General features: G+C 73.5%; 13 protein-coding genes. 11 read left to right on the top strand and 2 right to left on the bottom strand.

The genetic code is table 11. The annotated features are described in order from the left end of the window. Positions 1 to 35 precede the first annotated feature (35 nt). The 5 genes from AB5J54_RS07450 to AB5J54_RS07430 all read left to right on the top strand — a co-directional run bounded on the left by AB5J54_RS07450 (position 36) and on the right by AB5J54_RS07430 (position 6695). On the top strand, positions 36 to 1058 hold the full coding sequence (locus AB5J54_RS07450) for a methionine ABC transporter ATP-binding protein (protein ID WP_369143104.1): 1023 nt from the start codon (positions 36 to 38) through the stop codon (positions 1056 to 1058). Beyond that, complete coding sequence (locus AB5J54_RS07445) at positions 1055 to 1717, top strand: methionine ABC transporter permease (RefSeq protein ID WP_369143103.1); 663 nt, start codon at positions 1055 to 1057, stop codon at positions 1715 to 1717. The genes AB5J54_RS07450 and AB5J54_RS07445 overlap by 4 nt, the downstream gene beginning before the upstream one ends. A 109-nt stretch (positions 1718 to 1826) precedes the next feature. After that, a complete protein-coding gene (locus tag AB5J54_RS07440; RefSeq protein WP_369143102.1) occupies positions 1827 to 4991 on the top strand; it encodes a DEAD/DEAH box helicase in 3165 nt (1054 codons plus the stop codon). A gap of 261 nt (positions 4992 to 5252) precedes the next feature. Beyond that, the gene (locus tag AB5J54_RS07435; protein ID WP_369143101.1) at positions 5253 to 5399 is read left to right on the top strand and encodes an SCO1431 family membrane protein; all 147 of its coding nucleotides are present in this window, start codon (positions 5253 to 5255) and stop codon (positions 5397 to 5399) included. A gap of 123 nt (positions 5400 to 5522) precedes the next feature. Further along, on the top strand, positions 5523 to 6695 hold the full coding sequence (locus tag AB5J54_RS07430; RefSeq protein ID WP_369143100.1) for an acyl-CoA dehydrogenase family protein: 1173 nt from the start codon (positions 5523 to 5525) through the stop codon (positions 6693 to 6695). Here the strand turns inward: AB5J54_RS07430 and AB5J54_RS07425 are convergent. Then, a complete protein-coding gene (locus tag AB5J54_RS07425; protein ID WP_369143099.1) occupies positions 6658 to 6945 on the bottom strand; it encodes a hypothetical protein in 288 nt (95 codons plus the stop codon). The two genes, AB5J54_RS07430 and AB5J54_RS07425, sit on opposite strands and share 38 nt — an antisense overlap. Before the next feature lie 399 nt (positions 6946 to 7344). On the opposite strand from AB5J54_RS07425, the gene AB5J54_RS07420 reads away from it, so the two are divergent. Next, positions 7345 to 8406 carry a hypothetical protein gene (locus AB5J54_RS07420; RefSeq protein WP_369149249.1) on the top strand — a complete coding sequence of 354 codons (1062 nt, stop codon included), beginning with the start codon at positions 7345 to 7347 and terminating at the stop codon, positions 8404 to 8406. A 10-nt stretch (positions 8407 to 8416) separates the two neighbouring features. After that, the gene (locus AB5J54_RS07415; RefSeq protein ID WP_369143098.1) at positions 8417 to 9508 is read left to right on the top strand and encodes a phosphotransferase family protein; all 1092 of its coding nucleotides are present in this window, start codon (positions 8417 to 8419) and stop codon (positions 9506 to 9508) included. A 9-nt stretch (positions 9509 to 9517) separates the two neighbouring features. On the opposite strand, the gene AB5J54_RS07410 is transcribed toward AB5J54_RS07415, so the two are convergent. Next, a complete protein-coding gene (locus tag AB5J54_RS07410; protein ID WP_369143097.1) occupies positions 9518 to 9886 on the bottom strand; it encodes a hypothetical protein in 369 nt (122 codons plus the stop codon). Between the two features lie 225 nt (positions 9887 to 10111). Between AB5J54_RS07410 and AB5J54_RS07405 the strand changes: the two genes are divergently transcribed. The 4 genes from AB5J54_RS07405 to fxsA all read left to right on the top strand — a co-directional run bounded on the left by AB5J54_RS07405 (position 10112) and on the right by fxsA (position 14336). Beyond that, a complete protein-coding gene (locus AB5J54_RS07405; protein ID WP_369143096.1) occupies positions 10112 to 10552 on the top strand; it encodes an Lrp/AsnC family transcriptional regulator in 441 nt (146 codons plus the stop codon). A 234-nt stretch (positions 10553 to 10786) separates the two neighbouring features. Beyond that, the gene (locus tag AB5J54_RS07400; protein ID WP_369143095.1) at positions 10787 to 12424 is read left to right on the top strand and encodes an amidohydrolase; all 1638 of its coding nucleotides are present in this window, start codon (positions 10787 to 10789) and stop codon (positions 12422 to 12424) included. Positions 12425 to 12892: 468 nt separating this feature from the next. Next, positions 12893 to 13669: a polyprenol monophosphomannose synthase gene (locus tag AB5J54_RS07395; protein WP_369143094.1), complete on the top strand. Its 777-nt coding sequence runs from the start codon at positions 12893 to 12895 to the stop codon at positions 13667 to 13669. Between the two features lie 73 nt (positions 13670 to 13742). Further along, complete coding sequence (gene fxsA, locus AB5J54_RS07390; protein ID WP_369143093.1) at positions 13743 to 14336, top strand: FxsA family membrane protein; 594 nt, start codon at positions 13743 to 13745, stop codon at positions 14334 to 14336. The last annotated feature ends 51 nt before the right edge of the window (positions 14337 to 14387 follow it).

Here is a 14387-nt window from a genome sequence, read left to right as displayed (position 1 = left end):
CCCGCGCCACCACGCTCGACTCGAAGCAAGGACCCATGGCACCCCTCATAGAATTCCGCGACGTCAGCAAGACCTTCACCTCCGGCTCGACCACTGTCTCCGCTCTCGACTCGATCGACCTGGAGATCAACGCGGGAGAGATCTTCGCGATCATCGGGTACTCCGGTGCGGGGAAGAGCACCCTGGTGCGGATGATCAACGCGCTCGAGGGCGTCACCTCGGGCACGGTCACCGTCGACGGTGTCGTGATCAGCGAGCAGAGCGAGAAGGAGATCCGGAGGATCCGCTCGCGGATCGGCATGATCTTCCAGCAGTTCAACCTGTTCCGTTCCCGGACGGTGTTCGGCAACGTGGCCTACCCCCTGAAGCTCGCGGGCTGGTCCAAGGAGAGACAACGGGCACGGGTGGCCGAACTGCTGGCGTTCGTCGGCCTGACCGACAAGGCCTGGGCGTATCCCGACCAGCTCAGCGGGGGACAGAAGCAGCGGGTCGGCATCGCGCGGGCGCTGGCCGACAACCCCACGATCCTGCTGGCGGACGAGTCGACCAGCGCGCTGGACCCCGAGACCACCCAGGACGTCCTGCGCCTGCTCCAGCGCGTCAACTCCGAACTGGGCGTGACCGTTGTCGTCGTCACCCACGAGATGGACGTGGTACGGAGCATCGCCGACCGGGTCGCCGTGCTGGACTCGGGGAGGCTCATCGAGGTCGGCAGCGTCTTCGACGTCTTCTCCGCGCCCCGGACCGACACCACCCGCCGTTTCGTGGGGACGGTACTGAGGAACCGCCCCGGCGCCGGTGATGTCGCACGGCTCCGGGCGCGGCACGAAGGTGTCCTGGTGTCCGTGACGATCGACGGCGACGCCCCGATGGGCCAGGTCCTGACGGATGCCGTGCGCCGGCACGATCTCCGGTTCGAGCTCGTGCACGGGGGGATCGACGCCCTTCAGGGCCGCTCCTTCGGAACCGTCACCCTCGCGCTCTCCGGAGATCCGGAGGACATCGAAAAGGCAGTCGCCCGCCTTCGCGCGGTGGCCGAGGTGGAGGTACTCGCATGAACACGGACTGGAACATCCTCTGGCCGGTGTTCACGGAGTCCATCGGACAGACCCTGTGGATGGTGGCCGTCACGATGCTCGCCGGAGGCTTCCTCGGTCTGCTGCTGGGCATTCTGCTCTACACGACCCGCCGCGGCGGGCTGCTGGAGAACAGACTCGTCCACACGGCCCTGAACCTTCTGGTCAACTTCGTCAGGCCCATCCCGTTCATCGTCTTCATCACCGCCATAGGCCCGCTGACCCTGCGGGTCGTGGGTACCACCATTGGCACCGCCGCCGCGACGTTCCCCCTGATCGTCGCCTCCACCTTCGGCATCTCCCGCATCGTCGAGCAGAACCTGGTCACGATCGACAACGGTGTGATCGAGGCGGCCCGGTCCATGGGCGCCGGTCCCGTACGCATCATCACCACCCTCCTCATCCCCGAGGCGCTGGGCCCGCTCATCCTCGGCTACACCTTCGTCTTCATCTCCGTGGTCGACGCGACGGCCATCGCCGGCGCGGTCGGCGGCGGCGGACTCGGCAACTTCGCCATCGCCTACGGCTACCAGCGTTTCAACTGGACGGTCACCTGGATCGCCGTGCTCGTCATCGTGCTCCTCGTCCAGGCGGCGCAGTTCCTGGGCAACTGGCTGGCGCGCAGGACACTGCGGCAGTGACGCCGTGACGGCCGGACAGCGCCTGCCCGGTGAACCCGACATCGGGTCGGCACGGGGGAAACCGTGCGAACCGCCTGCGCGTGATGATCATGAGTGCCACAGTCGGGTCATGAGCAGTGACGAGGCCGATGCGCAGGGATCCGTCACCGACCTGGCGCGGCAGCGGTGGGGAGTGACGCCGGGCGGAGAGCATCCGGCGCGGTTCGCGGAGCCCGGATGGAGCTACGAGGAGACCGTCGACCGCCGCTGCCCGGCGTGCGGCGGTGAACTGCACGCCCTGCGCAGACCGTACGAGTCCCAGGGCCGCACCTACCAGTACACGGCCCTCGTCTGCCCCGCCTGTCCCACCGCCTTCACCCTCGCCGATCTCGGCGTGAAGCGGTACGACGAGCTGACCGACGCCGTGCCCCGCCAGGCCGGGCGCGCGACCCGGACCCCTCCGAAGCACGCGGACGCGCCGGCGCCCAAGGTGACCGCGATCGTCAGGATCCCGGCGCAGCCGCGTCCGGGGGCACGAGCCGGCCGGGGCCCGGCGTGGCCGGACGACCTCGCCGTGCCCGACGGGACCGAACCGCGCGCCCTGTTGTGGTGCAAGGCCGCCGATCCCGCGTGGCGCCCGGCCGGCGCGGCGCTCGCGGCGGCCGAGGACGTGCGGGTGATCCTCCCCGAGGGCCCGGAGTACGAGGAGCTGAAGGCGTGGCTGACGGAGCGGGAGGTCCCGTACCGCGTCAGCCGCTACTGGGAGGAGGCCGGGCAGGTCGGCACGGTCTCCGACACCGGTGGCCGTACGGATCTGGTCGCGGTCGGTCCGGACGGCGCGGCGCCCGCCGCCGGGCCCTGGGCGGTGGCGGCCCGGGACGCGTTCGCCGCCCAGTGGGACTCCCTGGAGGAGCTGCCGGAGGGGGACGGCGACGCGTACGTGCCCGTCGGCGAACTGGTCCCGGCCGAATGGGCGGAGCTCCTACCGCACCCGACGTTCAACCCGGTGCAGGCCGCCGCCGTCCCGGTGGTCCTCGAAGAGACCGGGCACCTCGTCGTGGTGGCCCCCACGGGTGCGGGAAAGACCCCGATCGGGATGGTCGCCGCCCTTGAGGCGCACGCCCGCGGGCGCAAGGCGGCCTGGCTGGTGCCGCAGCGCTCGCTCACCGACGAACTCGACCGGGAGCTCCAGCTGTGGCGCCGCCACGGGCTGCGCGTGGTGCGCCTGACCGGTGAGGCCGCGGTGGACACGGAGCTGATCCGGTCGGCCGACGTATGGGTGGCCACCACCGAGAAGTTCGAGGCCATCTGCCGCGCGGGCTCGCTGCGGGACGCGCTCACGGAGGTCGGCTGCCTCGTCGTCGACGAGATCCATCTGCTCGGCGACCCGACGCGTGGAGCCGTATTGGAGGCCCTGCTCGCCCGGGTACGGGACGACAGCGCGGCCACCAGGATCGTCGGTCTCTCCGCGACGGTCGCCAACGCGGACGAGGTCGCCCGATGGCTGGGCGCCCGCCTGGTCCGCACCACCTGGCGGCCCACCCGACTCACCTGGCAGCTCCCCCTGCTGCCCCCGGTCGACGAGACGGACTGGGCGGCGCGGGCCGCCGTCCGCACCGAGGCCGCCGTGCGCATCGCCCGCCAGGTCACCGGGGACGGCGGCAGCGTCCTCGCCTTCTGCGGCAGCAAGCGCCGCGTCAGGACCACGGCGCTCGCGCTGGCCGCCGACCGGGGCGTGCCCACCGCCGGCGTGGACGCCGACGACGCCGAGGCCGTGGAGCGGCTGTGCACCAAGGCGGGGGTACGGCTCCACTACCGGGACTGGCCGTACAAACGGGAGGCCGAGCAGGCCTTCCGCGACCGCGAGGCGGAGATCCTGGTCGCCACCTCCACGGTGGCGGCCGGCGTCAACCTCCCCGCCCGGGCGGTGATCGTCTGCGACACCACCCTCGGCATGGACCGCGTCGAGGTGTCGATGGTCCAGCAGATGTTCGGACGCGCCGGGCGCATCGGCGCCGGAGAGCGCGAGGGCTGGGCCTTCCTGCTCACCGACCCGGCGGAACGGGCGCACTGGCAGGCCCGGTTGGCCGCCGGATACACCGTGCGGTCGCGCCTCGACGACCGCCTCGCCGACCATCTCCTCGCCGAGGCCGTGCAGGAGCGGCTCTCGACCCTGGAGGAGGCGGAGCGCTGGTGGGCCGGCACGTTCGCCGCCTACCAGGGACACGACAGCGTCGAACCCCTGCACGAGGCGGCGCAGTTCCTCGCCACGGTGGGCTGCCTGCGTCCCACCGACGACGAGGACCGCCTGGAACCCAGCCCGCTGGGCCGGCTGACCAGCCGCTTCATGGTCGACGCCACGCTCGCCGACGACCTGACGACGGCGCTGCGGCAGGCTCCGGCACCCGAAGACCCGCTCGCCGCCGAGCAGTTGCTCGCCTCCCTGCTCAGCACCCGGCTCCCCGTACTCGAACAGGCACCGTTCACCGACCGGGCGCGCGCGGCGCTGCGCAGGGTCCTGCGCGAGTTCGAGCCCACGGACGCGGACCCGGAAGACCCCTGGGGGCTGGGCCCGGCGCGGGAACCGGCCCAGGGCGACGACGAGCAGCGGCCCCAGGCCGGAGACCTGGCCCGCGCGGTCCTGCTCCTCGCGGCGACCCGGCCGCAGCTCTTCCGCGGCCGCCCCACCTACGTCCTCGGCATCCCCGTGGACTCCATGACCGGCATCCTGGAGGAGGCCCAGCGCTATCTGGCCTGGCTCGGCGCGCAGGGCCCCCTCGGCACCGTCCACCCCTGGGTGGCCGTCGTCGCCGCCGACCTCGCGCTGCGCATCCGCTGGCGCGCCCTCGGGCCCCACCGGGGAGCCGGACGCCTGCTGTGGATGTGCGAGCGCATGGCCACCGCCCCACTCGCGCCCGGCCTCGTCCCGCGCATGTGGAGCGCGGCCCGGGCCCGCGGTGTGGAGGCGCCCGACTGGAACGGCACGACGCCCCCGGGCGACTGCGCCCTGCCCCCGGACCGCTACCGCGCCCTCCTCGCGGAACGCGCCACCGGCGCGCGCCTCACCCTCCAGGACGACGCGGTCCGCGTGTGGGCCCCGCCGGGAGCCGTGATCCGGCTCTGGAACGGTGCGACCACCACCCTGCACCCCGCCGACGCCGAGGAGACCACGCTGCTCCTGCCCCCCGCCGCCCCGGCCGACCCCTCGGCGGGGCGCCGCGGCGCGGCCGTCTTCACCCGCGGCGACCGACTGGCGACCGGCTGGCTCGAAGCGTACGCGGCGGTGCGTGACTGATCCGGTGGACGTGGGGGAGGGGGCCCCGGCCCCCTCTGCCACGACACCTGCCGACGACCGCGGACCGTGCCGGGGCGGCCTGGGACCACGGCGCGCCGGCGCCGGACCGCGGCGTGGCGGTCCCGGACCGCGCCGCGGCGGCCCAGGACCGCGGCGGCCCCGGACCGCGCCGCGGAGGCCCCGGACCGCGCCGCGCCGGCCCCAGGGGGACGTGACCCGCGTCCTACCCCAGGCCCGCCCCCGTGGCGCAAGGTGGTCGGCATGACCTCCACCACCCACTCCCGTCTCCTCACCCGCGCACGGACGGGCGGCCCCCGTGACGACGGCCCCAAGATCCTGGAGCACGTCCTCGGCTGGACCCTGGTCGTCCTGCTCGCCGTCCTCGTCACCCGGGCCGGGCTCATGTGACCCGACGCCGGTCGACCGGCAACCGTGTGGATCCCCGGCGGCCACGTGATCCGTCGGCACGGAACGGGCATACTCCCCCCGATCGTCGCGCCCCGCGCGCCCGGCAGGGAGGAGCGTCCGGCCATGGCCGACAGCACCGCGGACGGCGTGGAACGCCGGCTGCCCACCGACGAGGCCCGGGAACTGCTCTCCCTGGTGCGTGACATCGCCCGCCGGGAGATCGCCCCGCACGCCGCGGAGGAGGAGGCCGCCGGCCGCTTCCCCCGCGAGCTGTTCGCGCTGCTCTCCCGCTCCGGTCTGCTCGGACTGCCGTACGACCCCGAGTACGGCGGGGGCGGCCAGCCGTACGAGGTCTACCTCCAGGTCCTGGAGGAGCTCGCCGCCGCCCGGCTCACCGTCGGGCTCGGCGTGAGCGTCCACACGCTGTCCTGCCACGCGCTCGCCGGCTTCGGCACCCCGGAGCAGCGGGCCGCGCACCTGCCCGCGATGCTCGGCGGCGGGCTCCTCGGCGCGTACTGCCTCTCCGAGCCCTCCGCCGGATCCGACGCGGCGGCCCTGCGGACCCGGGCCGTCCGGGACGGCGACGGATGGGTCGTCGACGGCACCAAGGCCTGGATCACCCACGGCGGGATCGCGGACTTCTGCACGGTCATGGCCCGCACCGGCGGGCCGGGCGCGCGCGGCATCACCGCCTTCCTCGTGCCGGGGGACGCGCCGGGGCTGAGCGCCGCCCCTCCCGAGCGGAAGATGGGCATGAAGGGCTCGCCCACCGCGCAGCTCCACTTCGACGGGGTGCGGGTCGGCGACGACCGGCGTCTGGGCGCGGAGGGGCAGGGCTTCGCGATCGCGCTCGACGCCCTGGACTCGGGGCGGCTCGGCATCGCCGCCTGCGCCGTGGGCCTGGCCCAGGCGGCCCTGGACGAGGCCGTCGCGTACGCGAGGGAGCGGCGCCAGTTCGGCCGGCCGATCGCCGACTTCCAGGGGCTCCGCTTCCTGCTCGCCGACATGGCGACCCGGATCGAGGCCGGCCGGGCGCTGTACCTGGAGGCGGCGCGGCTCCGGGACGAGGGGCGGGCCTTCGGCCGGTGCGCGGCGATGGCCAAGCTCTTCTGTACGGACGCCGCCATGCAGGTCACGACGGACGCGGTGCAGGTGCTCGGCGGCTACGGCTACACGGCGGACTTCCCCGTGGAGCGGTATCTGCGCGAGGCGAAGATGCTCCAGATCGTCGAGGGGACCAATCAGATCCAGCGCATCGTCATCGCCCGTCACCTGGTCGGACCAGAGTCCCGCTGACGCGCACCGTGCGGTCCGCCCAGACGGGTCCGGCGGCGAGCCGCGCCCACTCCTGGTCGCGGTGGCCGGGCAGGGTGCGGCCCTGGCTCGCCCAGAGGGAGAGCACGTCGCGGTAGATGGGCGGGTCGGCGGGGACGGGGGGCTTCACCTGCGCCTGCGCGTGCCCCTGCGCCGGTACGGGGACCGGGACGGGCACGGGCACGGACACGGGGACCGGGGCCGGGGCCGGCGCGGGTGCCTGTCCCTGCACTTGTGCCTGTCCCTGTGCGGGCGACGGCATCGGCAATGGCACCGGCATCGGCACCGGTGCCTGCTCCTGCGCCGTCGACGTCGCCGTCGATGGCGCGGTCGACGGCGCCATCGGCTGATGAACCGATTCTTCACCGCGCGGTTCGGCCTGCCGGTGCCGACCGTAACCGCTGGGAGTGGTGTACAGCGTGGTCATGCCCGGACCAACGCGCCCCGGCTGCCGGGGTCACCGCCGAGCGGATTCGAGCGGCAGTTCGCCCGGTACCCGGTGCACGACTCTGGCCCCCCGACCGAGAGCTGACGTACCGTCAGATCCCATTCGCCGCTCAGGAGGTCAGCCGTGGACGACGACCGGCCCGTCGCGCTCGACGAATACCCCGTGCACCAGGCACCGCTCTCGATGAAGCACCACGTCAGCGGCGACCGCAACGCCTACGACCGCTGCATCTTCCACGTCTTCGACCACACCGGACGGGCCCTGCTCATCGCCGGTCTCGGGGTCTATCCCAACACCGGGGTCGTCGACGCCTACGCCACCCTGCGCATCGGCGACCGGCTGCACGCCGTCCGTGCCTCCGACGCCCTCGGCGACGACCGGATGCGGCTCTCCGTCGGCCCGCTGACCATCACCGTCGACGAACCGCTCAAGCGCCTCTCCCTGCACTGCGCGGCCGATCCCGACGACTCCGAGGGGCTCTCCTTCGACCTCGCCTGGAGCGGCGACTTCCCCGCCGTCTGGGAGCCCCACCACACCCAGCGCCACGGGGGCAGGCTCACCCTGGAGGGCCGCCGCTTCGTCCAGGCCGGGCACTGCACGGGCACCATCAGGGCCGGCGGCGAGGAGTTCGCCGTCACGGCGGGGGAGTGGACCGGCACCCGCGACCGCAGCTGGGGCGTCCGCCCGATCCCCGGCGAGGAACCCGGCCGCGCCGCGGAGTTCCGCCCCGAGGGCTTCCACTGGCTCTGGATCCCGATGCGCTTCGAGGACCGCTTCCTCATGGTCATCGCCCAGGAGGACGCCGACGGCTACCGCACCCTCAACGAGGCGCTGCTCGTACGGAACGGCCGCCGCGACACCCAACTCGGCTGGCCCCGCACCGAGATCACGTACCGGCCCGGCACCCGCGACCCCGAACGGGCCACGGTCCATCTCGCCGACCCGGCCGGAAAGCCCCTGGAGATCGGCGTCGAGATCCTCGCCTCCTCCCCGCTCGCCGTCGGTGCCGGCTACCCGCCCGCCACCGACTGGCAGCACGGCACCTGGCAGGGCCGCGGCTGGACCGACCGCCGCGTCTACGACCTCTCCGACCCGGCCGCCCACCCCATGGCCGCCTACGGCGTCACCGACCACGCCGCCCGCTTCACCCTCGACGGCCGCACCGGCCACGGCATCTTCGAGCACGGCTCCTTCGGCCGCCACGACCCCAGCGGCTTCGCCGACCACACGTCAACAGCCCCCTGAGGAGCGTCCCTTGGCCACCGCCCCCCGCCCCCGCACCACCACCCGTGACCCCGAGGAGCTCGGCCGGCGGCTCACCGCCTGGCTGGACCGGCACCTGCCCGGCGCGAGGGTCGACGGCCTCGCCGTCCCCGGCTCCAACGGCATGTCCAGCGAGACCCTGCTCTTCGACCTCGACCACCCGGACGCCCCCGTACGCGGCTGCGCCCTGCGGCTGGCCGCCGACCCCGCCGCGTACACCGTCTTCCCCGTCTACGACATGGCCCGCCAGCACCGGGTGATGCGCCTCGTCGGCGAGCACACCGACGTGCCCGTGCCGCGCGTGCTCTGGCTGGAGGAGGACCCGGAACCGCTCGGCGCGCCCTTCTTCGTGATGGCCCGCGCCGAGGGCCGCGTCCCGCCGGACGTCATGCCCTACACGTACGAGGGGAACTGGCTGCACGCCGCCACCGACGCCGAACGCGCCCGGCTGGAGGCCGAGTCCGTCTCCGTACTGGCCCGGCTGCACGACCAGTTCCCGGCGAAGGAGGCCGAGTTCCTGCTGCCCGAAGGCACCGGAAGCCCGCTGCGCCGTCATGTCGACGCCCAACGCGCCTACTACGCCTGGGTGGTGGAGGGACTCGCGCCCTCGCCGCTCATCGAGTCGGCCTTCGGCTGGCTGGAGGAGCACTGGCCCGCCGACGAGGGCCCGGCCGTCCTCGGCTGGGGCGACGCCCGCATCGGGAACATCGTCTACGACGGGTTCACTCCCGCCGCCGTCCTCGACTGGGAGATGGCGTCGTACGTCCCCCGCGAGGTCGACCTCGGCTGGGCGGTGTATCTGCACCGCTTCTTCCAGGACCTGACCGTCGGCTTCGGCCAGCCCGGCCTCCCGGACTTCCTGCGGCGCGACGCGGTCGAGGGGCGGTACGCGGAACTGACCGGGCACACCCCGCGCGACATGGAGTTCCACACGCTCTACGCGGCGCTGCGGCACGCGATCGTGATGCTCAGGATCGCGTACCGCCAGGCTCACTTCGGCGAGGTAGAGGTGCCCGGTGACCCGGACGGCCTGATCCTGCACCACGCCACGCTCGCGGCGATGGTGCGGGGAAGCTACTGGTAGCCGGACGGCTCAGGCCGCGCGCCGCATCTGCGGCACCCGGATCGGACGCGAGCCCGGACCGCCGACGTGCGAGAAGGGCTGCGTGCGCCAGTCGAGGCCCTGGGGGAGCGTCAGGAGGAGCGCGGTGTCCTGCTCCTGGACGCCCAGAACGTCGTCGGCGGGGCGGGCCTCGGAGGCCGCGAGGCCCGTGCCCGCGCAGACCGTCAGCACGAAGGGGTTCCACGGCGTCGGGCAGAGGGCGTGCTCCGGCAGCGCGTCCTCGTCCGCGAGCAGCGCGATGGGCTGCACGCACTCCGGGCAGACGACCCGGAACATCTCAAAGGTGTCGTACGCGTCGAGCTCGTCGGACGTGTCGACCGATTCAACAGGCTCCTGCATTGGGATTCTCCCCCTCGGGTGGGTCGGCCGGATCTGTGCGGCCTCGACCACAGCAAGCACTTCCCATGCGGAACTCCGCATAACCGTGAGGCGAGACTTCGGAGCAGGTGCAAACCTGTGGCGTTCGTCACATGCCTGTCGCAGGTGCCCCGTGACAGCCCATAGCGCCCTATACGGGCCGCCCCCGGCTGTGCCCGATTCCCTCCGGGGTCATAGGGTCACCGCATGGAGGAGCTGGATCGTCAGATCGTGGAGTTGCTCGTCAAGGACGGGCGCATGAGCTACACCGACCTGGGCAAGGCCACCGGCCTGTCCACGTCGGCGGTGCATCAGCGCGTCCGCCGCCTGGAGCAGCGCGGTGTCATCCGCGGCTATGCCGCCGTCGTCGACCCGGAGGCCGTGGGGCTGCCGCTCACCGCGTTCATCTCGGTCAAACCCTTCGACCCCAGCGCCCCGGACGACACCCCCGACCGGCTCTCCGACATCCCGGAGATCGAGGCCTGCCACAGCGTCGCGGGTGACGAGAACTACATCCTCAAGGTCCGCGTCGCCACCCCGCTGGAGCTGGAGCACCTGCTGAGCCGCATCCGCTCCCAGGCCGGCGTCTCCAGCCGCACGACCGTCGTCCTGTCCACGCCGTACGAGGCCAGACCGCCGCGCATCTGACGCGACCCGCCCGCCACAGGGGGGACCTGCCGGACAAACCGGCTCCGGGCAGGTCCTAGGGCCTGGCCGGCGGGTCAGGGCCGGGGTCGCGGCGCCTGGCACGGCGCCTCGCCGCGTTGCCGAAACGTCCTGGTAGCTCCGCTACGAGGACGCCCCGGCGCCTTGCGATGCACCGCACCAGACGCCGCGACCCACCCGACCCTGACCCGCCGGCCAGGCCCTAGCCTGGTGGGCATGAGTGAGTCCATGCCGCTTGCGTCTTCCGGCGAACACCGCACCGTGCTGCTGCGCGGTGGAGAAGTCCACAGCCCCACCGATCCCTTCGCCACCGCCATGGTGGTGGAGCGCGGTCACGTCGCCTGGGTGGGCTCGGAGGGCGCGGCCGACGCCTTCGCGTCCGGTGTGGACGAGGTCGTCGACCTGGAGGGCGCGCTCGTCACCCCGGCGTTCGTCGACGCGCACGTGCACACCACGGCCACCGGCTTCGCCCTCACCGGGCTCGACCTGTCCGCCGCCGCCTCGCTCGCCGAGGCCGCCGAGCTGATCAGGGCCCATGCGGCCGCCCGCCCGGAGGACCGCATCCTCATCGGCCACGGCTGGGACGCCTCCCGCTGGCCCGAGCGCCGCCCGCTCACCCGCGCCGAGCTCGACGGGCTCACCGGCGGCCGCCCGCTCTACCTGACCCGGATCGACGTGCACTCGGCCGTCGTCACCACCGCCCTCCTCGACCTCGTGCCCGGCATCCGCGACCTGGACGGCTTCCACGACGGGCAGCGGCCGCTCACCGGTGACGCCCACCACGCCGTGCGCGCGGCCGCCTTCGGCGCCGTGTCGCCGCAGCAGCGCACCGAGGCCCAGCGCGCCGCCCGGCTCAAGGCCGCCTCCCTCGGCATCGGCACCCTCCACGAGTGCGGCGGACCGCAGATCTCCTCCGAGGAGGACTTCACCGGCCTCCTGGACCTCGCGCGCGAGGAGGCCGGGCCCCGGGTCGTCGGCTACTGGGCCGACCTCGACGTCGAGCGGGCGCGGGCCCTGGGCGCCCTCGGCGCGGCCGGCGACCTCTTCGCCGACGGCTCCCTCGGCTCCCACACGGCCTGCCTCCACGAGCCGTACACCGACCACAGCGGGCACCGCGGCTCGGCCCACCTGGACGCGGCCACCATCGCCCTGCACGTCGTCGCCTGCACCGAGGCGGGCCTCCAGGCCGGTTTCCACGCCATCGGGGACGCCGCCGTGTCCGCCGTCGTCGAGGGCGTCAGGGCCGCCGCCGACAAGCTCGGCCTGGCCCGCATCCGCGCCGCGCGGCACCGCGTCGAGCACGTCGAGATGCTCACCCCCGAGACCATCGCCGCCTTCGCCGAACTCGGCCTCACCGCCTCCGTCCAGCCCGCCTTCGACGCCCTCTGGGGCGGCGAGGAGGGCATGTACGCCGACCGGCTCGGCGCCGAGCGGGCCCGCACCCTCAACCCGTACGCGGCCCTCCTGCGCGCCGGTGTGCCGCTGGCCTTCGGCTCCGACAGCCCGGTCACCCCGCTCGACCCGTGGGGCACCGTCCGGGCCGCGGCCTTCCACCGGACCCCCGAGCACCGGATCTCCGCCCGCGCCGCCTTCACCGCCCACACCCGGGGCGGCTGGCGGGCCGTGGGCCGGGACGACGCGGGGACGCTGGTCCCCGGCGCCCCCGCCGACTACGCGGTCTGGCGCACCGAGGAGCTCGTCGTCCAGGCGCCCGACGACCGGGTCGCCCGCTGGTCGACCGACCCCCGGTCCGGAACGCCCGGTCTGCCCGATCTGTCGCCCGGGCTCGAACTCCCGGTCTGTCTGCGCACGGTGGTGTACGGGCAGACGGTGTTCGTACGGCCGAACGAGTGATGTGGGGACATTTCGCACCCCGGACCATGATCTCGGACGCTTGTCCCCGACCTGCGGATCTTCCCCTCCGGCCTGCGCTTTCGGGAAGTCTCCGCAGGTCAAGCGGGTGTTGACAGTCGCCGGTCGGGGACGGGTAGGTTCACGGCGTCCACCACAGGACGTCCGACCGGACCGCACCCCCACGCCGTAGCCGAACGCCGCCCGCGCCTCGGCCGCGCGGGAAGGTTTCTCCGGCGGAAGGTGCGACCCGGGTGGGGCCCGGACGTTCAGTAGACAACGGCTCTCGGTCGACCCGCAGCCAGCGGTTCCCAGGTCGGACCGAAGGACGCCGGGCCCCGCACCGCACGTCACCCCTGGAACACGCTCCGTGAGACCCCCACGTCACCCGTCCCACCCGACCCGCCGCGCCGGACCACTCCGGGGACCTCGCTATGGTGGGGGCCTGCGTATGTATCCGAAGGGGCAGTAGTGAACGACGGTGGCCAGAGGCGTTACGGCCCGCTCGGCAAGGCCTTGGTGATCATTCCGACCTACAACGAGGCGGAGAACATCAAGCCGATCGTCGCGCGGGTGCGGGAAGCCGTACCCGAGGCGCACGTTCTCGTCGCCGACGACAACAGCCCCGACGACACGGGCAAGTTCGCGGACGAGATCGCGTCCGAGGACGACCATGTGCACGTCCTGCACCGCAAGGGCAAGGAGGGGCTCGGCGCCGCCTACCTCGCCGGCTTCCGGTGGGGCATCGAGCAGGGCTACGGCGTCCTCGTCGAGATGGACGCCGACGGCTCCCACCAGCCCGAGGAGCTCCCGCGGCTGCTCACCGCCCTCAAGGGCGCGGACCTGGTCCTCGGCTCCCGCTGGGTGCCCGGCGGCCGGATCGTGAACTGGCCGAAGTCCCGCGAGTTCATCTCCCGTGGCGGCAGCCTCTACTCGCGCGTGATGCTCGACGTGCCGATCCGCGACGTCACCGGCGGCTACCGGGCCTTCCGCAAGGAGACCCTGGAGGGCCTGGGCCTGGAGGACGTGGCCTCGGCCGGCTACTGCTTCCAGGTCGACCTGGCGCGCCGGGCGGTCGCCGCCGGCTTCCACGTCGTCGAGGTCCCGATCACCTTCGTCGAGCGCGAGATCGGCGACTCGAAGATGAGCCGCAACATCGTCGTCGAGGCGCTGTGGCGGGTCACCGGCTGGGGCCTGTCTGCGCGCGCGGAGAAGGTCGGCAAGCTGCTCGGCCGCAAGTCCTCCTGACCCGCGTCGCGCGGGCTCCGTACTGATCCCTCCTTTACGACGTTCCGGCGGGGCGCCAGGCACACTGGGGGCCATGACGACCGGCGCACCGCCTCCCCTCGCCCCGAAGCGCTCACGCGCGCGTACGTTCCTTCCGCTCGGCGTCGCCGCCTGGCTGGTCCTGGAGATCTGGCTGCTCACGGTGGTGGCGAACGCGGCGGGCGGACTGACCGTCCTCGCCCTGCTCGTCGGGGGGGCCGTGCTCGGCGCCGCCGTCATGAAGCGGGCGGGCCGCCGTGCCTTCCGCAACCTCACCTCGACGTTCCAGCAGGCCCAGGCGGCCGCGCAGAGCGGCGTGGCGCCCTCGCCCGCCGACCGGGCCGGCGCGGACGACCGCAACGGCTTCCTGATGCTCGGCGGCCTGCTCCTGATGATCCCCGGCCTCCTCTCGGACGCGGCCGGTCTGCTCCTGCTGATCCCGCAGGTCCGTTCGTTCCTCGGCCGGTACGCGGAGAAGGCCGTCGAGCGTCGGATGAGCGCCGCACCTCCCGGCAGCCTCCAGGACGCCTTCCAGCAGGCCCGTATCCACCGGCCGGACGGGAAGGTGGTCCAGGGCGAGGTCATCCGCGAGGACGCGCCCCAGGGCCCGCGCCGGGCCGACGAGCCCCGCCCGCCCCTGATGCCCTGACCCGAGCCGTGCCCCGCTCCCCCGGAGAGGCTCCCGGAGCAGCTTCGGGGG

The organism is Streptomyces sp. R44, from assembly GCF_041053105.1.
Taxonomy (GTDB): domain Bacteria; phylum Actinomycetota; class Actinomycetes; order Streptomycetales; family Streptomycetaceae; genus Streptomyces.
This window is presented reverse-complemented; position numbering and strand designations above follow the sequence as displayed.